The 16,903-nt window shown below is 67.2% G+C and carries 18 protein-coding genes; 10 read left to right on the top strand and 8 right to left on the bottom strand.

Going from position 1 to position 16,903, the window contains the following annotated elements; genetic code table 11:
* Window positions 1–51 precede the first annotated feature (51 nt).
* Complete coding sequence (locus ACW177_RS05280) at window positions 52–591, top strand: hypothetical protein (RefSeq protein WP_492027581.1); 540 nt, start codon at window positions 52–54, stop codon at window positions 589–591.
* Window positions 592–650: 59 nt separating this feature from the next.
* Window positions 651–1,970, top strand: a complete 1,320-nt coding sequence (locus ACW177_RS05275; RefSeq protein ID WP_492027580.1) for a M20 metallopeptidase family protein — start codon at window positions 651–653, stop codon at window positions 1,968–1,970.
* Window positions 1,971–1,977: 7 nt separating this feature from the next.
* Here the strand turns inward: ACW177_RS05275 and ACW177_RS05270 are convergent, their stop codons facing one another.
* Complete coding sequence (locus ACW177_RS05270; protein ID WP_492027579.1) at window positions 1,978–3,273, bottom strand: dicarboxylate/amino acid:cation symporter; 1,296 nt, start codon at window positions 3,271–3,273, stop codon at window positions 1,978–1,980.
* A 126-nt stretch (window positions 3,274–3,399) separates the two neighbouring features.
* Here ACW177_RS05270 and ACW177_RS05265 point away from each other — a divergent pair, with 126 nt between their 5' ends.
* From ACW177_RS05265 to ACW177_RS05245, 5 genes are all read left to right on the top strand, one after another.
* A complete protein-coding gene (locus ACW177_RS05265; protein WP_492027578.1) occupies window positions 3,400–3,600 on the top strand; it encodes a cysteine protease in 201 nt (66 codons plus the stop codon).
* 59 nt (window positions 3,601–3,659) lie between these two features.
* Window positions 3,660–4,325, top strand: coding sequence for a glutathione S-transferase (locus ACW177_RS05260; protein WP_492027577.1), 666 nt, complete (start codon window positions 3,660–3,662; stop codon window positions 4,323–4,325).
* A gap of 53 nt (window positions 4,326–4,378) precedes the next feature.
* The gene (locus tag ACW177_RS05255; RefSeq protein WP_492027576.1) at window positions 4,379–4,579 is read left to right on the top strand and encodes a hypothetical protein; all 201 of its coding nucleotides are present in this window, start codon (window positions 4,379–4,381) and stop codon (window positions 4,577–4,579) included.
* A gap of 146 nt (window positions 4,580–4,725) precedes the next feature.
* Entirely contained in the window at window positions 4,726–5,199 is a 474-nt protein-coding gene (gene greA / locus ACW177_RS05250; protein WP_492027575.1) for a transcription elongation factor GreA, read from the top strand.
* A gap of 5 nt (window positions 5,200–5,204) precedes the next feature.
* Window positions 5,205–6,191, top strand: a complete 987-nt coding sequence (locus ACW177_RS05245; protein ID WP_492027574.1) for a mitochondrial fission ELM1 family protein — start codon at window positions 5,205–5,207, stop codon at window positions 6,189–6,191.
* A 151-nt stretch (window positions 6,192–6,342) separates the two neighbouring features.
* Here ACW177_RS05245 and ACW177_RS05240 read toward each other — a convergent pair whose 3' ends face one another.
* A complete protein-coding gene (locus ACW177_RS05240; protein ID WP_492027573.1) occupies window positions 6,343–6,621 on the bottom strand; it encodes a glycine zipper domain-containing protein in 279 nt (92 codons plus the stop codon).
* Between the two features lie 70 nt (window positions 6,622–6,691).
* On the opposite strand from ACW177_RS05240, the gene trxB reads away from it, so the two are divergent.
* Window positions 6,692–7,699 carry a thioredoxin-disulfide reductase gene (gene trxB, locus ACW177_RS05235; RefSeq protein WP_492027572.1) on the top strand — a complete coding sequence of 336 codons (1,008 nt, stop codon included), beginning with the start codon at window positions 6,692–6,694 and terminating at the stop codon, window positions 7,697–7,699.
* Between the two features lie 19 nt (window positions 7,700–7,718).
* Here trxB and ACW177_RS05230 read toward each other — a convergent pair whose 3' ends face one another.
* From ACW177_RS05230 to ACW177_RS05215, 4 genes are all read right to left on the bottom strand, one after another.
* A complete protein-coding gene (locus tag ACW177_RS05230) occupies window positions 7,719–8,126 on the bottom strand; it encodes a response regulator (protein ID WP_492027571.1) in 408 nt (135 codons plus the stop codon).
* Window positions 8,127–8,196: 70 nt separating this feature from the next.
* Window positions 8,197–9,720, bottom strand: coding sequence for a sensor histidine kinase (locus ACW177_RS05225; protein ID WP_492027570.1), 1,524 nt, complete (start codon window positions 9,718–9,720; stop codon window positions 8,197–8,199).
* A gap of 84 nt (window positions 9,721–9,804) precedes the next feature.
* Window positions 9,805–10,908, bottom strand: a complete 1,104-nt coding sequence (locus ACW177_RS05220; protein WP_492027569.1) for a cell wall hydrolase — start codon at window positions 10,906–10,908, stop codon at window positions 9,805–9,807.
* 98 nt (window positions 10,909–11,006) lie between these two features.
* On the bottom strand, window positions 11,007–11,486 hold the full coding sequence (locus tag ACW177_RS05215; RefSeq protein ID WP_492027568.1) for a Dps family protein: 480 nt from the start codon (window positions 11,484–11,486) through the stop codon (window positions 11,007–11,009).
* Between the two features lie 132 nt (window positions 11,487–11,618).
* On the opposite strand from ACW177_RS05215, the gene ACW177_RS05210 reads away from it, so the two are divergent.
* Entirely contained in the window at window positions 11,619–14,417 is a 2,799-nt protein-coding gene (locus ACW177_RS05210; protein WP_492027567.1) for a hybrid sensor histidine kinase/response regulator, read from the top strand.
* Window positions 14,418–14,506: 89 nt separating this feature from the next.
* Here the strand turns inward: ACW177_RS05210 and ACW177_RS05205 are convergent, their stop codons facing one another.
* A complete protein-coding gene (locus tag ACW177_RS05205) occupies window positions 14,507–14,863 on the bottom strand; it encodes a DUF6481 family protein (RefSeq protein WP_492027566.1) in 357 nt (118 codons plus the stop codon).
* 233 nt (window positions 14,864–15,096) lie between these two features.
* Complete coding sequence (locus ACW177_RS05200; protein ID WP_492027565.1) at window positions 15,097–15,282, bottom strand: hypothetical protein; 186 nt, start codon at window positions 15,280–15,282, stop codon at window positions 15,097–15,099.
* Window positions 15,283–15,726: 444 nt separating this feature from the next.
* Here ACW177_RS05200 and ACW177_RS05195 point away from each other — a divergent pair, with 444 nt between their 5' ends.
* The gene (locus tag ACW177_RS05195; RefSeq protein ID WP_492027564.1) at window positions 15,727–16,899 is read left to right on the top strand and encodes a cell wall hydrolase; all 1,173 of its coding nucleotides are present in this window, start codon (window positions 15,727–15,729) and stop codon (window positions 16,897–16,899) included.
* The last annotated feature ends 4 nt before the right edge of the window (window positions 16,900–16,903 follow it).

The raw sequence follows: 16,903 nt of genomic DNA, 5'->3' as shown, positions 1-16,903 counted from the left end.
GGCGTCCCCATGATCCCCTTCCTGTAGATATCGACGAGGGGGACTTTCGATATGGCTGAGCCGCGCAAGGTTGGACCGGGCTTTTACGTCCTCCTGCTGTTGATCGCCGTCGCAACCTTCGTCCTTCACGAAGGGGCGCACTGGCTGGCCGGCGTCGCCCTGGGGCACGAGATGACGGTCACCCTGAACAGCAGCGCCCCGGTCGGCGCCGTACCCCGCGACCATGACCTGTTGATCGCGGCCGCCGGGCCCTTGGTCACCCTGGCCGGAGGCTTGGTCGCCTTCGCCCTGGTCCTGACCCGCGACAGCCTGGTCGCCTATGGCGTCCTGTTCTTCGCCCTGTTCATGCGGCTGATGGCGGCGGTGATCAGCCTGATCAACCCGAACGACGAGGCCCGGATCAGTCTGGCCATGGGACTGGGCCTCTATGTCCTACCCCTGATCATGGTCGGCGCGCTGTTGGTGCTGACGATCGTCGCCAGTCGGCGTCTGCGTCTGGGTTGGAAGACCAACCTGATGACCTATCTGGTCTCCACCCTCGCCATCACCGCCATCGTCGCGGCTGACCAGTTCATCATCGCGCCCGGCTGACGCCCTCTTGTCTCGCCGCTATCCCGGTCTAAGGTCGCGAAAGGGACAGGGGATTGAACATGAAACGCGCGATATTGACGACGGCAGCGATGGCTCTGGCCCTGGCGGCCGGGACGCCCGTCGTGGCGCAGGACGCCGGTCTGAAGGCGGCGGTGAAGGCGGATTATGACGCCAATCTCGCGACCCTGTTCGACTGGTTCCACCGCAATCCCGAACTGTCGGGGCAGGAAGTCCAGACCTCGGCGCGGCTGGCGCGCGAGCTGACGGCCCTGGGCTATGAGGTCACGACCGGCGTCGGCGGCACGGGCGTGGTCGCCGTGCTGAAGAACGGCGACGGGCCCACGGTCATGATCCGCGCCGACATGGACGGGCTGCCCTTGCAGGAACGCTCGGGCCTGGCCAACGCCTCGACGGCGCGCCAGCTGGACGCCGACGGGGTCGAAAAGCCCGTCATGCACGCCTGCGGTCATGATGTTCACATCACCGCCCTGGTCGGCACGGCCCGCCAGATGGCGGCGCGCAAGGCCAACTGGTCCGGCACCCTGGTCCTGATCGGCCAGCCGGCGGAGGAGCGGATCTTCGGCGCCCGCGCCATGATGCAGGACGGCCTCTATTCTCGCTTCCCCAAGCCGGACTACGCCCTGGCCTTCCACGTCTCGGCCGACACCCCGACCGGCAAGATCGAGGCCCCGCTGGACATCACCTCGTCCAGTTCGGACAGCGTCGATATCGCGGTGCGCGGCGTGGGCACGCACGGCGCCTATCCGCACATGGGGGTCGATCCGGTGCTGGTCGCGTCCCAGATCGTGGTCTCGCTCCAGACCCTGCGCAGCCGCGAGGTCAATCCGCTGGAGGGGGCGGTGGTCACCGTCGGATCGATCCACGGCGGCATCAAGCACAACATCATTCCCGAACAGGTCGATCTGCAACTGACCGTCCGCGCCGACAGCCCCGAGGTCCGGGCGCAGTTGCTGGACGGGATCGACCGGGTCGTCCGCAATACGGCCCTGGCCCTAAACGTGCCCGAGGACCGGCTGCCCGTCGTCACCCGTTCGGCGACAGAGACCACGCCGGCGACCATCAACGACCGCGAGACTGCCCAACGGGTGCGCGACATCTTCGCCTCGACCTTCGGCGCCGACGTGCTGCGCGACACCCCGCGCGGCGGCATGGGGGCCGAGGACTTCGCCTATTTCGTCCAGCCCGAGACCGGGGTGAAGGGCGTCTATTTCAGCGTCGGGGGCACGCCCGAGGCCGAGGTTGAGCAAGCCGCCGGCCACCACTCCCCCCTGTTCAAGATCACGCCCGAACCGGCCGTGACCCTGGGCGTCGAGGCCTCCGTCGCGGCGGCCGAAGGGCTGATGCCCAGGACGAACTAGGGACCAACTAGGCGGCTTGGGCCGCCTCTTCTTCCCCGTCCTCCTCCGCCACGATCCGCGTCGCGGCCAGGTCGCCGGTGACATTGCCGACGGTGCGGAAGATATCGGGGATCACTTCGACCGCCAGCAGCAGGGGCAGCACCCCCAGCGGCAGGCCCATGGCCAGGCAGATGGGGCCGACGCTGGCGAAGAAGCTGACCTGGCCCGGCAGGCCGACCGAGGCGATGGACACGGCAATCGCCGTCAGACCGCCCGCGACCAAGGCGGCCACACTCAGCTCCACCCCGTTCAGTTGGGCGACGTACAGACAGACGGCCAGATTGGCGACCGGGCTGGTGATGCGGAACACCGCCACCGCCAGCGGCAGGACCAGACCCGCCGAGGTCTGGGGCACGCCCAGCCAGTCGCGCGCCCGTTCGATCATGACCGGCAGGCTGGCCAGCGACGACTGGGTCGAGACAGCCACCACCTGGGCCGGGGCCACGGCGCGCGCGAACCGGCCCAGCGAGATCCGCCCCCAGACCGTCGCGACGACATAGATGAGCAGGATCAGGCCGATCTGGCTCAGGCAGACGATGGCGACATAATGGGCCAGGGTGCCCGCCACCCCGAGGCCGGCTCGCAAGCCCACGCCCAGCGCCAGGGCGAACACCCCGAACGGCGCGGCCAGCAGCACCCAGTGGACGATCACCACCAGGGTCTCGGCCACCGCCTCGAAGAAGCCCGCCAGGGGCCGGCGCAGGTCGGCCTTGATCCGGGTCGCGGCGAAACCGAAGGCCAGGGCGAAGACCACCACGGCCAGCACCCCGTCGTCCGCCGCCGCCTTGATCAGATTGGACGGCGCCAGACTGGCCAGGAAGGCCCTCAGCCCGTCGGTCCGCGCCGCCTCGCCTACCGCCGCCAGCGAGTCCGCCGGAACCCCGGTCAACAGGGCCCGCCCCGCCTCCGGATCGATGGGCCACAGCGCCAGCAGCCCCAGGCCCGCCAGGATCGCATAGACGGTCGCCCCGACCAGCAGCAGGCCGAACACCGTCAAGGCCCGCACCGCGATCCGCCCCGTCGCCGCCGCGTCGGCGATGGAGACGATGCCCGTCACCAGCAGGCTGAACACCAGCGGGATGACGGTCATCCGCAGCGCGTTCAACCACACCTGGCCCAGGCTCTCGACCACGCCCAGCGCGCCGGTCAGCCAGGGCGCGTTTACTTCCTGGGCCAGGGCGCCGACGACGACCCCGGCAGCCAAGGCCGCGATGACGAAAAAGCTCAGAGAGGTGAAGAAGGCGGCGACGCGAGATCTGTTCATGACGCACGGCTAGCACCGCTTTCGCCGTGGCGCGCGTCAAACTTCGTTCGTCTGCCGCAAGTTCATGGGGTCGCAGGCCGAAACGCGACGTCCGCCGGCGCGTTGAGGCCGGGAAGGAGCCCTCCCATGTCCCGTCTGCATAAACTCGTCCCGCTGCTCGGCGGCCTGCTGTTGTCCCGTGGCGGTCGCCGCGTCGCCGGACGGCACGCCGGCAAGCTGGCGCTCGCCACCCTGGCCTATGAGGTCTGGCGCAACCGCCGCGCCGGCGCCGCCCCCAAGGCGCGCCCCGAACCCCGCACCCGCTGGAGCGGCCGCACCCCGCGATAGGTCTGGACTTCCCCTACGGCGGCGCGGAATAGTCTGGCCCGTTCGAACGGAGCCGACCCATGATCAAAGTCCACCATCTGAACGACAGCCGCTCGCAGCGCGTGCTCTGGCTGCTGGAAGAACTGGGTCTGGACTACGAGGTCATCCGCTACGAGCGGGATCCCGGCAGCCGACTGGCGCCGCCGGCCCTGATCGCTGTCCACCCGCTGGGCAAGTCGCCGGTGATCGAGGACGGCGACATCAAGGTCGCGGAGACCGGGGCTGTCGTCGAATATCTGCTGGAAACCTATGGCGCAGGCCGGCTTCGCCCCGCCGCTGGGACCGAGGATGGGCGGCGCTTCACCTACTGGCTCCATTATGCCGAAGGCTCGGCCATGCCGCCCCTGCTGCTGAAGCTGGTCTTCTCCATGCTGCCGCAGCGCGCGCCCGGCCTGGTTAAACCCCTGGTCAAGGGGATCGCGGCCAAGACCCTGACCAGCTTCGTCGATCCGCAGCTGCGCACCCATGTCGGCTTCTGGGAAGACGAACTGGCCCGTTCCGAATGGTTCGCCGGCGACCAGTTCACGGCGGCGGACATCATGATGAGCTTCCCCGTAGAGGCCGGCGCAGACCGCGCCTTCGACGCGGAGACCAAGCCGCGGCTGAAAGCCTTCCTTGAGAAAATCCACGCGCGGCCCGCCTATCGCCGCGCGCTTGAGCGGGGCGGCGCCTACAGCTACGCCTGAGGCGAACGGACATGGGGGACGCAACTCGCCGAGGCCGGCGTCGTTAATGCTCTATGAAATTCCGAACCATCCAGATCGTAGCAGGCCTGACGGCGGCGGTAGCCTTTGTCTTGGCCTTCATGGCCGCCGGGGCGGCGCTCGTGTCCGGCCTTTTCATGCTGCTGGGCCTCGCGGCCATCGGCTGGCTGGCCTACAGCCTGATCAAGGGCATGACACGCCGCGTTTCCAAGGCCGAACCACCCGCCCGAGCCTGATTTCCGCCATCGACGCGGGGGCAGGCCTTGAATTTACGAGTGCGAAACCCTAGTATTGATGCCCGGCCGCGCCCGCCCCGCGGCCTTTTGTGTGCCTATTTCGCGTCTTTCCAGTCTCCGGGCGAACCAGAAAAATCACGACACCAATGGAAAAAGTGCCGATGACGGGCGAGGGCTATCGCGTCCTCGACGATCAACTGAAGCAATTGAAGTCGGTCGAGAGGCCGAGCGTCATCGCGGCCATCTCCGAGGCCCGCGAACACGGCGACCTGTCTGAAAACGCCGAATACCATGCCGCCAAGGAGCGTCAGGGCTGGATCGAAGGCCAGATCGCCGAGATCGAGGACAAGATCAGCCGCGCCCAGGTTATCGACGTATCGAAACTGTCGGGCAGCCAGGTCAAGTTCGGCGCCACCGTTACCGTGGTCGACGAGGACACCGAGGACGAGAGCCGTTACCAGATCGTTGGCGAACACGAGGCCGACGTGAAGAAGGGCAAGATCTCCATCGCCTCGCCCATCGCCCGCGCCATGATCTCCAAGGAGGTCGGCGACGTGGTCGAGGTCAACACCCCCGGCGGGGTGAAGGCCTACGAGATCCTGAAGGTCGAGTGGATATAAGCCCGATGGCGGGGACCGCATCCGCGCGTCCCCTTTCCATCTGGGTGGTCTCCGACGGCCGCGCCGGGATCGAGAACCAGGCCCTGGGCCTGGCCGAGGCCGTGCAACGCCTGACCCCAGCCGAGATCGTCGTCAAACGCGTTCAATGGCGAAGCCTGTTTGATCGCCTGCCTTCTGCGCTGAAGACCCAGTCGATGCTGGCCCCGATCTCCGACGCCCTGGCTGAACCCTGGCCCGACCTGTGGATCGCCACCGGCCGCGCCACTCTGCCGCTCTCGACCCGCGTCAAGGCCTGGAGCGGCGGCCGCACCTTCGTCGTCCAGACCCAGGACCCGCGCTGGGCCACCCCCCGCTACGATATGATCGTCGCCCCGGCGCATGACGACCTGTCGGGCGACAATGTCTTCGAGATCACCGGCTCGCCTCACCGCGTCACGCCCGAGCGGATCGCCCAGGCCGCCCCTGCCTTCGCCGACCGGATCGCCCCCCTGCCCCACCCGCGCGTCGCCGTTCTGGTGGGCGGTCGGTCCAAGGCCTTCGACCTGACCGAGGCCCATGCGGCGGATTTAGCCGACCAGATCGCCGACGCCGTCCGCGCCTCGGGCGGTTCGCTGATGCTGACCTTCTCGCGCCGCACGCCCGAGGCGGCCAAGGCCGTGATGACCGCCCGCCTTTCCGACCTGCCGGGCTGGATCTGGGACGGCGCTGGCGAAAACCCGATGTTCGGCTTCCTGCACTTCGCCGACCACATCCTGGTCACCGAGGACAGCGCCAACATGGCGGCCGAGGCCGCCTCCACAGGCAAGCCGGTCCACATCCTGCCCATGGTTCCGCTCAAGTCCGGCGACAAGTTCGCCCGCCTGCACGACGACCTGGCCGAACGCGGCGCCACCCGCCCGTTCGACGGAACCTTGGAAAGTTGGACCTACACGCCCCTCGCCGAAACCGAGCGGGCGGCGCGGGCGGTGCTTGAGGCCATGGGGACGCGCTAACCCAATTACATTCCGCTCATCCCGGCGAAAGCCGGGACCCAGAGCTTTGGGCGTTTAGATGTGAGGCGGACTCACCGCTTTTGATCCAGCGCAGTGCCGAGCGAAAGAACTGGGTCCCGGCTTTCGCCGGGATGAGCGGAATAGGGGCTTGTCAGTCCCCGCCTCCCCCGTCGCCGCCACCGTCGGAACCCCCGTCATGGCCATGATGATGCGTGTCCCCGCCATCCGGGATCACCGTCCCGCCACCATCCGAGCCGTCGCTCTTCTTTGACTTGGCTTTCGCGCTGAAGGCCACACCCAGCCCGGTCCCGATAGCAACCCCGGCCCCGATCCCAAGGGCCAGATTGTCCAGAGCCAAGCCCAGCGCGACGCCGATCGAAATCCCCACGCCTATGCCGACCGGCAAGAAAGCCGCTCTATTGTCGCTCATCCCCGTCTCCCTTTGCACCCAAGGCGAGACTAACATCGCGCAAACGGGAATCAGCCCCTAAATAGGCCCCATGACCCAAGCTCGTACCGTACGCGTCGCCATTATCGGTTCCGGCCCCGCCGGCTGGACCGCCGCCATCTACGCCGCCCGCGCCTCGTTGAATCCCGTCGTCATCGCCGGCATCCAGCCCGGCGGCCAGCTGACCATCACCACCGACGTCGAGAACTATCCCGGCTTCGCCGAGACCATCCAGGGTCCGTGGCTGATGGAGCAGATGCAGGCCCAGGCCCTGCACGTCGGCACCGAAGTCATCCACGACATCGTCGTCTCCGCCGACCTGTCGCAACGCCCGTTCCGGCTGAAGCTGGACGGCGGCGACGAGATCCTGGCCGAGACCGTCATCATCTCCACCGGCGCCCAGGCCAAGTGGCTGGGTCTGGAGTCAGAGGCCGCCTACCAGGGCTTCGGCGTCTCCGCCTGCGCCACCTGCGACGGCTTCTTCTACCGCGGCAAGGAAGTGGTCGTCGTCGGCGGCGGCAACACCGCCGTCGAAGAGGCGCTGTTCCTGACCAACTTCGCTTCCAAGGTCACGGTCGTCCACCGCCGCGACGAGTTCCGCGCCGAGAAAATCCTTCAGGACCGCCTGTTCGCCCACCCCAAGGTCGAGGTGATCTGGAACGTCGCGGTCGAGGAAGTCGTGGGCGTCGTGGACGGCATCGCCAGAAACGTCACCGGTGTTCGGCTGAAGAATGTCGAGGACGGTTCGACCCAGGAAATCCCGGCCGACGGCGTCTTCATCGCCATTGGCCACGCGCCGTCGTCGGAACTGTTCAAGGGCCAGCTTGAGACCAACTCGGGCGGCTATCTGCGGGTCAAGCCGGGCACGGCGCAGACCGCCATCGAGGGCGTCTGGGCCGCCGGCGACGTCACCGACGACGTCTATCGCCAGGCCGTCACGGCTGCGGGCATGGGCTGTATGGCTGCACTGGAGGCCAGCCGCTTCCTCGCTGAGGAAGACCACGCCAAGGCCAACCATCCGATCAGCCACAAGGAAGCCGAGAAGATCGGGGCCTGGTAGCAGGCCCCGCGCCTGTCGATCAGACGAACAGTTGCAGGCCGGGCGGCGCGTATTGCACAGGTTCGCCCTGACGGCGTCGCAGGGCGTAGTCGATGGCCGTGTGAACGGCGCCTTCGTCGGTCGGCTTGGACAGGACGCCTATCGCGCCGGCCACGCCGTCGCGCACCATGCCGGGGTTGGCGGTCATGAACAGGACCGTCACACCCATATCCTGTCCCAGCTCCCGCCCCAGGCCGATGCCGGTGGGGCCGTCGGACAGATGGATATCGACCAGCGCCAGATCGACGTCGGTCTCGCGCGCCATGTCTCGCGCCGACTTCGCCGTCGCCGCGACCCCGACCACCTCGTGGCCCAGATCTTCCAGCACGAAGCGCAGCTCCATCGCCACCAGGGCTTCGTCTTCGATAATGAGGATACGCGCGGTCATAATGGTCTGAACTTGTGTTCGGGAACGGACGCAACGCCGAAGATCCGGAAGGGTTTCAGGCGACGCTTCCTCAAATCGCCTTTTCCGCCGCGCGACGTCGGGAAAGCGCGGTTGATGGCAAATTCACTACAATTTTAAGGCCTTCCGGCGGCCATTCGGTTAACAGCCGCCCTCCCAACTGGCCTTCGACCGACAGCACGGCCAGCGAGGAGCCGAAGCCGGTCTTTGCCGGCTTGCCGTCCACGACCGGCCCTCCGGTCTCTGCCCAGGTCAGCACAAACCGGTCTTCGTCGCCTCGCGTCGTCAACCGCACCCGTCCGCTGTCGTTGGAGAGCGCCCCGTACTTGGCCGCATTCGTCGCCAGCTCATGAAACAGCAGGGCGACCGATGTGGCGGCCTGATCGTCGAACACCGCATCGTCCCCCGATATGATCACCCGCGCCGCCCCCGTTTCATCGACATAGGCGCCGAACAGGTCAGACAGGAAGGCGTGCAAGGTCGTCGGCCCCACCGTCGGCCTTGAGGTCTCCGTATGCGGCCGCACGAACTCGTGCGCCCGCGCCAGGGCTGCGATGCGCGTCCGCAGTGAGGCGGCGAAGGCCTTGGCCTCGGGATATTGCCGCGCCGACAGGGCGATAAGGGCCGTGATCACCGCGAAGATGTTCTTGATCCGGTGGCTCAGCTCCTGGCTGATCAGCTCCCGCCCCTGCTCCAGCCGTTTCAGCTCGTCGATATCGGTGCAGGTGCCGAACCACCGCGTGATCTCGCCCGCATCGTTCAAGACCGCCACGGCCCGCCCCAGCGTCCAGCGATAGACGCCCGAATGATGCTTCAGCCGGTATTCGATCTCATAGGGCTCACCCGTCTCCAGGGAGCGGCTCCACCGTTCCCAGGCCCGGGCCTGATCCTCGGGATGGAACATGCCGTTCCAGCCCTCTCCGTCGGTAGAGCCTGCGGGCACGCCGGTAAACTCGTACCAGCGCGCATTATAGTAGTCGTGGAACCCGTCCGGCCGGGTCGCCCACACCATCTGCGGCATGGCGTCGGCCAGGACGCGGAACTGCGCCTCGATCTCGTTACGCAGACGAAGCACGCGGCGCAGCTCCATGTGCGACATGACCTGACGAGCCATGGTCTCCAGGGCCATGGCCTGCAGATCGGTCAGACCTTCAGGACGGGGCTTGGTGTCCAGCACGCACAAGCTGCCCAGCGGCAAACCCTCAGGGGTTTTCAGAAGCCGACCGGCGTAGAAGCGCAGACCCGGCTCGCCGGTCACCAGCGGATTGTCGATGAAACGCGGGTCCAGCGCGGCGTCCGGCACGACCATGCCCTCTTTCTGCAAGATGGCGTGGGCGCAAAAGGAGGTGGCCAGCGGCGTCTCGCGCACGCCCAGTCCGGTTTCGGCCTTGAACCACTGCCGATCCGCGTCGATCAGATTGACGACCGCAATGGGCGTTTCGCAGATGCGGGCGACCAGAGCGACCACATCATCGAAGGCCGCCTCTCTTTCGGTATCCAGAACACCATAGTCCCGAAGGGTCGCCAGACGTTCGGACTCGTCCCAGCTCGAACTGTCTCTATCGGGCAGTGTCAATCAGGCGTCCTCGCTAGACCTCTGGTCCGGTCGATCCTCAATGCTTCTGCCTTCAAAGCGTTGCAATGCGAACCGACGTCAGGGTCAATTCGCCGGGCGGCCGACTTCTTCCACCGGCATCGTCGGCACGCCTTCGGGCGCCACGACGACCTTGGGCGTCGAGGGCGCAGCGCGTTCAAGGGCTTGAAGCCGGGCGTTGATGGCGACCACTTCGTCGTGCGTCGGCAGGCGGCGGCCGCCCAGGCTGACCACGCCGACGACCCGCTGCTGTCCATCGACCTCGGCGGTCGTCATGGCCGTCGTCAAGGGCTCGGAGAGGGGCGCATCCGGATCCGCGCCGCCGGTCGCCTGACCGGGCTTGACGCCGGGGCGCGGGCGCGAGAACCGCACCTCGTCGATGACCGGCTCATGGCCCTGGTAGGCGGTGCGGAAGGCGGCGGTCTCGCCATAGACGCCCTTCCAGCGATAGAAGATGTGGACGCCGATCTGGTTCACCTTGGCCACCGACGGCGCCCACCAGGGATCGACATAATTCGCGTGATAATGGGTGGCCGTTCCCACCTGCTGGGCGACTTCGCCGTTCAGCGCCTTCTCCGCCACCTTGCGCGCCCGTTCCCAGGCCCAGGCGACCGGCGCCTGAGACAGCGACCCATCGCAGGTGAAGCTGAACTGACAGCCGGTGATCCGCTCTGCGCCTTCGAACACCACGCCGCAGACGGTCTTGGCGTAGTTGGGATCGCGTACCCGGTTCAGCACCACCTGGGCGACCGCCGCCTGCCCCTCATCCGGTTCCAGCGCAGACTCGAAATAGACGGCCTGGGTCAGGCAGCGCAGCGCGCGCCGGCGGTCCTCGGCGCTTCCCTTGAACACGAAGGGGCGCGCGGGGCGCAGCGCGCCGGTCGCCAGCAGGGCGGTTTCGGATTTGTATAGGGCGGGTTGCAGACCAGGGTCGTGACGTTGCGCCAGGGCCAGCTGGGAAGGCGTCAGCCGCCCCTTCACCGCATCCAGGCCCGCCGCGCTCAGGTCCCCGCCGGTCACGCGCGCGACGGCCTCTGCCGTGCGATCCACATCGGGACGGACGGTCGAACCCGCCGCCATGGCGACGCCCAGCACCGCGCCGGCCGCGGGCAAGGCCGCCGCCGAGCGCTTCAGCGCTGTCCAGATCATCTTCCAATGCGTCAGCGTCATTCAGGTCCACAAAGGACGAGGCTCCGACCATGGAGCCTCGCTTCAAGGCAATCATGCCCCGACTTCGGGGCCGTTTTCAGGCGCCGGGAAGACCGGCGTTATCGCCCGCCCAATGTGGAGCGCAGCATCCAGGCGAACTTCTCGTGCGCGCCCAGCCTTTGGGTCAGTAGATCGACGGTCACGTCGTCGCCGTCGCCGTCCGCCACATCCAGGGCGGCCCGCATGGTGGCGATCAGGGTCTCGTGGTCCCGCATCAGCTCGCGCAGCATCTCGGGCGCCTCCTTCTCCGGATCGCCGTCGCGAATGCTCGTCAGATTGGCGAAGGTGCCATAGCCCTGCGGGGCGAACTCGCCCAGCGCCCGGATGCGCTCGGCGATGGTGTCCAGCGCCTCCCACTGGTCCCGGTACTGCTGCTCCAGCAGATTGTGCAGGGCGAAGAACTCCGGCCCCCGCACGTTCCAATGATAGCCGTGGGTCTTCAGATAGACCGCATAGGCGTCCGCCAGCACGCGCGTCAGCTGCTCGGCGACATCGCCGCGCTCGGCCTGGGACAGTTCGGTGTCGATCGTTGCGGTCATATTCGCTCCATCCATTGAATAGTCTTTACGTCGAACAGGCGCTGTCCGAGCATGACCGTGAGGAACGCGAATCACGAACAAGCGTTGCATGGACAAGCGCCGCGAGAGATCGGCGCAATGAGGGCGGGCGGCATGAACGCACATGCGTTCTTCACGCGATTTCTGGACGCTGATCGCAGTCTTCTGGCGCTCGCACGCCTGAAACGCGGGTCAGTCGGAATGCGTATTCTGGTCGGCGTGATCGGCGCCGGCGCCGCCCTGCTGTTGCGCGCGGCGGGCGCGGCCTTCTACGGCGAGATCACCGGCTTCATGATCCTGCTGCCGGGGGTGATCCTCGCCGCCCTGGCAGGCGGCCGGCTGTCGGGCGCGACGGCGGTCTTCACCGCCCTGATCGGCGGCTGGGGCGTGGTCATGCTCAGCAGCGGCTCGGGCGCCGTCGCCCCACCGGGCCTCAGCCTCATCGCTACGGTGAACTTCATTGTCGTCGGCCTGTTTTGCGCCTGGCTCGGCGCGTCCCTTCGCCGAACCCTGGCGCGGCTGGACGCGGTGGTCTCGGCCTTGTCCTTGTCCAACGCCCGCGTGGACGAGACCGAGGATCGCCTCCACATCATCAGCGAACTGGCCCCGGTCATGCTCTGGATGACCGACGCGAACGGCGACGTTATCCACCTGAACAGCGACCAGCGCCTGTTCTGGGACGACCTGGCGGACCTGCGCACGTTCGACGCCAACGCCATCCTACACCCGGACGACCGCGACCGGCTCCTGGCCGTGTCTCGACAGGCCAACCAAGCCCGCACGGGCTATGTGGTGGAGGGGCGCCATCGTCGCCACGACGGCGAATGGCGCGTGCTGCGCACCGAGGCGCGTCCTCGCCTGAACGCCGCCGGAGAATTCCTGGGCATGATCGGCGTCAACATCGACGTCACCGACGCCCGCGCCGCCGAAGCCGCCCTGCGCGACAGCGAGACCCGTTTCCGTCTCCTGGCCGACACGGCGCCGGTCCTGATCTGGGTCACGGACCAGAACCGACAACGGGCCTTCGTCAATCAGGCCTATGTCGCCTATTTCGGTGCGGATTATGAGACCGCTCGGGCCGCCGACTGGCAGGCCGCCCTCCATCCTGACGATGTGGAGCGCATCATCGCGGAGTCCATCGCGGGCGAAGCCACCGGCGAACCCTTCTCGCTCGAGGCGCGCTACCGCCGACACGATGGCGAGTGGCGCTGGCTGAAGTCCTTCTCTCGGCCCCGCCTGGCCGGAAAGACGTTTATCGGCTTCGTCGGCGTCGCCTTTGACGTCACCGACATGCGCGAAGCCCAGGCGCGCCTGGCCGAGTCCGAAGTCCGTTTCCGCACCGTCGCCGACAGCGCCCCAGCCTTGATCTGGATGACCGACGACAGCTCCCAGATCGTCTTCGCCAACAAACGCTACCGCCGCTTCTGCGGCATCCGCTCCCAGAAGCAGTTGGCCGACGCCTGGCGCAGGCTGATTCATCCCGACGACGAGATGGTGTTCGAGGCCGCCTTCCTCCGCGCCTTCCAGGCGCGCGACCGGTTCGAGGCGCTCAGCCGCGTCAATCATCCGACGCTGGGGCCCCGCTGGATCCGCACGGAGGGGGTGCCGCGTTTCGATGCGTCAGGCCGCTTCCAGGGCTATGTCGGCGCCAGCCTGGACGTCACCGACGCCAAGCGGGCGGAGGAGGACCTCAAACACATCAACGAACTGCTGGAAGTCCGCGTCGCAGAGGCCTTGGAAGAAAAAGCGGCCGCCGAAGCCCATCTGATGCACGCCCAGCGGATGGAGGCCGTGGGTCGCCTGACCGGCGGCGTGGCTCACGACTTCAACAATCTGCTGACCGTAGTCATCGGCGCGTTGGACATCATCCTGCGATCGAACGATCCGGCCAAGACGAAGAAGCTGGGCGAGGCCGCCCTGGCCGCCGCCAGACGCGGCGAAAGCCTGACCCACCAACTGCTGGCCTTCTCCCGCCGTCAGGCGCTGCGGCCCGAGCCCCTCGACCTGAACGGCCTGATCCGCGAAGGCGAGCCCCTGCTCCGCCGCGCTGTCGGCGAGGCGGTCGATTTCAAGGTCAAACTGAAGCGCGGCGGCGCCCGCGTGAAGGTCGACCCGGCCCAGTTCGAGGCCGCCCTGCTCAATCTGGTCGTCAACGCCCGCGACGCCCTCGGCGATGTCACCGGCGGCAATGGCGCGCGGATCACGATCCAGACCATGAGTTGCGCCATCGAGGCCGGCCAGATCGCCGAGCTGGCGCCCGGCGACTATGTCTGTGTGACGGTGTCCGACAATGGGTCAGGCATGTCGGCCGAGGTGATTGACCGGGTCTTCGAACCCTTCTTCACCACCAAGCCGGTCGGCAAGGGCACCGGCCTGGGTCTCAGCCAGGTCTATGGCTTCGCCCGACAATCGGGCGGCGGGGTCCATGTCATATCGACGGTCGGGCGCGGTTCGGAGGTTCATCTCTATCTTCCGCCGCTGCGCACTGAAGACACCGCCTCTCCCGTCGTCGCAAGCAGCGCCGTCGAGGTCGCTTCCACCCGTGGCGGGCGGCTGTTGCTGGTCGAGGACGACGCCAGCGTGGCCGCCGTGGCCCTGGACCTGCTGGAAGGTTTCGGTCTGGAGGTGCAACTGGCCGAGAGCGGCCCCGATGCGCTCGAGGCGCTGCGAAACGCCCGGTTCGACATCATGCTGACCGACATCGTCATGCCCGGCGGCATGAGCGGCATCGACCTGGCGCGTCAGGCGGCCAAGGACTGGCCCGACATGCGCATCGCGCTGACCTCGGGCTATGTCGGCGACGACGTGGACCAGGTTCTGGCCGGCACGCCCTGGCCCTTCCTGCGCAAGCCCTACTCCACCGAGCAACTGCGCGGCATCATCGACGGCCGGGCCGCCCTTCCGGCGGAATAGGCCGCTTCAGCCGCAGCCAAGCTCCAGGCAAAGAAAAGCGCGCCGCGAAACATCGCGACGCGCAAATCGATTGGTCAGCCGTCGAGGGACTAGCGACGCGCCTTGCGGGCGGCGTAGCGGGCGTCGCGCTTGGCCTTCTGCTCTTCCTTGGTCAGTTGCTTGCGCGCCTTGCGGTCGGCGCGCTTCTCGGCGTCGATCTCTTCCTGGGCGGCGAGTTCGGCCGCTAGACGGGCGGCCTCCTTTTCGGCCTTTTCACGGCGCTGCTCAGCCTTGGCCAGCTCGTGTTGCTGGCGCAGGGCTTCTTTCTCGGCGGCGCGCTTTTCAGCCAGGCGTTCGAATTCGGGGTCGGGGGCGGCGGCCTTCGGCTTGAATTTGGCGAGCAGGGCCTTTTTGGCTTCCTGCTGGGCGGTCAGGCGGTCGGTAAATCCGGTCTTCAGATCTTTCATGCGAAAGCGTCAGGGTTCCTTGTGATCGGCCAGGGGCGGCCATCGGGGGTCGGGCGGCGACTAGAAACGCACGACCCGAAGCGGGGCGCACAAACCCGATACGGGCGCTAAAAGCAAGGTTCGCCGCAGCGAAATCGAGCCGGCGCGCGATTTGAAGTGCGTATCGCGCGCCTCGGGCGGCTTAGTGATGCAGATAGGTCGCGCCCTCACGCTGGCAAGACCAGATCCAGCGCCTAGTTCGGCTTTTGGGACTGACCGACCGCCGTACCCGCCGCTCCGCCGACGGCTGCGCCCACCGGTCCGCCCACCAGGGCCCCGGCGACGGCTCCGCTGGCCGCCTTCTGTTCTATGGTCGTACCGCACGCGGCAAGGACCAGGGTTCCGGCGGCTACCGCCGACAGGACGGTGAATTTCGACATGGCTTCTCTCCAGATGGCAGAGCTTGAACGCCGTCGCACGAGTCAGGTTCCGCAACAGACGATAAGTTGCGAATACGGACGACGCCCAAAAAATGAACACGCACCTACCGCGCGTCAGCTGAATTGAGCGACGGCGGCATCAGCGAATGAAGACACACTCAAAAAGAATACAGTATTCGCATTTATGACTGTCACATTTCGGCCCGGATATCCGACAAGTCCGGCCGATACAGTGAAAATACCTAATCCTTTCGAAGCCTTAACCCCAGACTTGCGAATCAGCCACATTCAGGTCACAAACTTCACTATATAGGCCCGTCCTCGACGTCGGGCGGAATACGCCGTGCGTTGAAACGCCGTCCGGAACGCGACCGTCAGGGTCGCCCGGGAGGGCGAGACTACCCCGGGGGCAGCGTTTCTCGCCCTGCTGAACAGGACGAACCGTTGTCGCATTCCTCTCAGACGCGCGCCGCGTCGCGCGCCGATCGTGTGGCGAAGATCAAGCCCATGACGGCTGCTGCGGCCTTTGGCGGTCTGGTGGGACTGGCGATCGGCGGCGCCTATCTGGGCGGAACCCTGGCGCGCACGACGACGTTGCGCGCCCAGGCCGAGCGGATTCAGGGCGCCACCGCGGCCGGTTTCACCGAAGAGGCCCTGTCGGCGGCCGCCGGCGGGCTGGACGCCAGCGCCCTGTCCATCGCCCGACGCCATGATCCCTATACCAGCGCAGGCTCCGCTCAGCGCGACCGTCAGGCCGAACTCCTGGCCGCTCGCCTCGATCAGCTGGACGACAACCGCGATCCGAACCTGCGCCGCGCCAATCTGACCTCATCCATCGCCGCCAAGCCATTCCGCCTGGCCAATGCCCTGGACGCCAGCCGCGATCTCGATTGCCTGACCCAGGTCGTCTATTATGAAGCGCGCGGCGAAGGCCGCGACGGCATGCAGGCCGTGGCCCAGGTGGTCCTGAACCGCGTCCGCCACCCCGCCTTCCCCAAGACCATCTGCGGCGTCGTCTATCAGGGCGCGGCCCGACGGACCGGCTGCCAGTTCTCCTTCACCTGCAACGGCGCCATGCGCGGCCGGGTCAACACCGCCGCCTGGAACCGCGCCAAGACCATCGCCTCCAGAGCCCTGTCCGGATCGGTCTATTCCGGCGTCGGCAACGCCACCCATTTCCACACCACCGGCGTTTCGCCCGTCTGGCGCAACTCGCTGATCCAGGTGAACCAGGTCGGCAGCCACCTCTTCTACCGCTTCGGCGGTCGCTCAGGCTCCAGCGGGGCCTTCACCTATGCCGCGCGCCCCTCGACCTCGGACGATCAACCCCGTCTGATCCAGGCCGGTCTCAATCCGGTCGAGGCCGCCCGCCAGGCGGGCCAGGCCGTGGCCTATTCGCTGATCGTTGCCCAGGAAGGCCTGTCGGCGCCTGAACCGACCGCCCCCGCGCCTCAGCCGCGTCCGCAGGCCGCGCCACAACCGGAAGCCGGTGCATCGCGCGCCCAATCCACGCCCCAGCCGGCCGCCCAGGCTTCAGCCCGCACGGCCCGCCCTTCGGTCTCGCCCGCCAAGGCCGCCGCGAAGGTCGAGGCCACGGACGTCTCCAACCCGGCCTAAAGCC

This window comes from Brevundimonas sp. AVps23W (genome assembly GCF_058681395.1).
The sequence above is the reverse complement of the archived record's forward strand: the minus strand, read 5'-3'. Positions and strand labels throughout refer to the sequence as shown.

Bases quoted from the DNA above. Each gene is read 5' to 3' on its own strand.
- ACW177_RS05260 (WP_492027577.1), top strand. From the start codon at position 3,660: ATGATCAAAGTCCACCATCTGAACGACAGCCGCTCGCAGCGCGTGCTC.
- ACW177_RS05270 (WP_492027579.1), bottom strand. From the start codon at position 3,273: ATGAACAGATCTCGCGTCGCCGCCTTCTTCACCTCTCTGAGCTTTTTC.
- ACW177_RS05230 (WP_492027571.1), bottom strand. From the start codon at position 8,126: ATGACCGCGCGTATCCTCATTATCGAAGACGAAGCCCTGGTGGCGATG.
- ACW177_RS05280 (WP_492027581.1), top strand. From the start codon at position 52: ATGGCTGAGCCGCGCAAGGTTGGACCGGGCTTTTACGTCCTCCTGCTG.
- ACW177_RS05220 (WP_492027569.1), bottom strand. From the start codon at position 10,908: ATGACGCTGACGCATTGGAAGATGATCTGGACAGCGCTGAAGCGCTCG.
- ACW177_RS05245 (WP_492027574.1), top strand. From the start codon at position 5,205: ATGGCGGGGACCGCATCCGCGCGTCCCCTTTCCATCTGGGTGGTCTCC.
- greA (WP_492027575.1), top strand. From the start codon at position 4,726: ATGGAAAAAGTGCCGATGACGGGCGAGGGCTATCGCGTCCTCGACGAT.
- ACW177_RS05200 (WP_492027565.1), bottom strand. From the start codon at position 15,282: ATGTCGAAATTCACCGTCCTGTCGGCGGTAGCCGCCGGAACCCTGGTC.
- ACW177_RS05240 (WP_492027573.1), bottom strand. From the start codon at position 6,621: ATGAGCGACAATAGAGCGGCTTTCTTGCCGGTCGGCATAGGCGTGGGG.
- ACW177_RS05215 (WP_492027568.1), bottom strand. From the start codon at position 11,486: ATGACCGCAACGATCGACACCGAACTGTCCCAGGCCGAGCGCGGCGAT.
- ACW177_RS05255 (WP_492027576.1), top strand. From the start codon at position 4,379: ATGAAATTCCGAACCATCCAGATCGTAGCAGGCCTGACGGCGGCGGTA.
- trxB (WP_492027572.1), top strand. From the start codon at position 6,692: ATGACCCAAGCTCGTACCGTACGCGTCGCCATTATCGGTTCCGGCCCC.
- ACW177_RS05210 (WP_492027567.1), top strand. From the start codon at position 11,619: ATGAACGCACATGCGTTCTTCACGCGATTTCTGGACGCTGATCGCAGT.
- ACW177_RS05205 (WP_492027566.1), bottom strand. From the start codon at position 14,863: ATGAAAGATCTGAAGACCGGATTTACCGACCGCCTGACCGCCCAGCAG.
- ACW177_RS05265 (WP_492027578.1), top strand. From the start codon at position 3,400: ATGTCCCGTCTGCATAAACTCGTCCCGCTGCTCGGCGGCCTGCTGTTG.
- ACW177_RS05275 (WP_492027580.1), top strand. From the start codon at position 651: ATGAAACGCGCGATATTGACGACGGCAGCGATGGCTCTGGCCCTGGCG.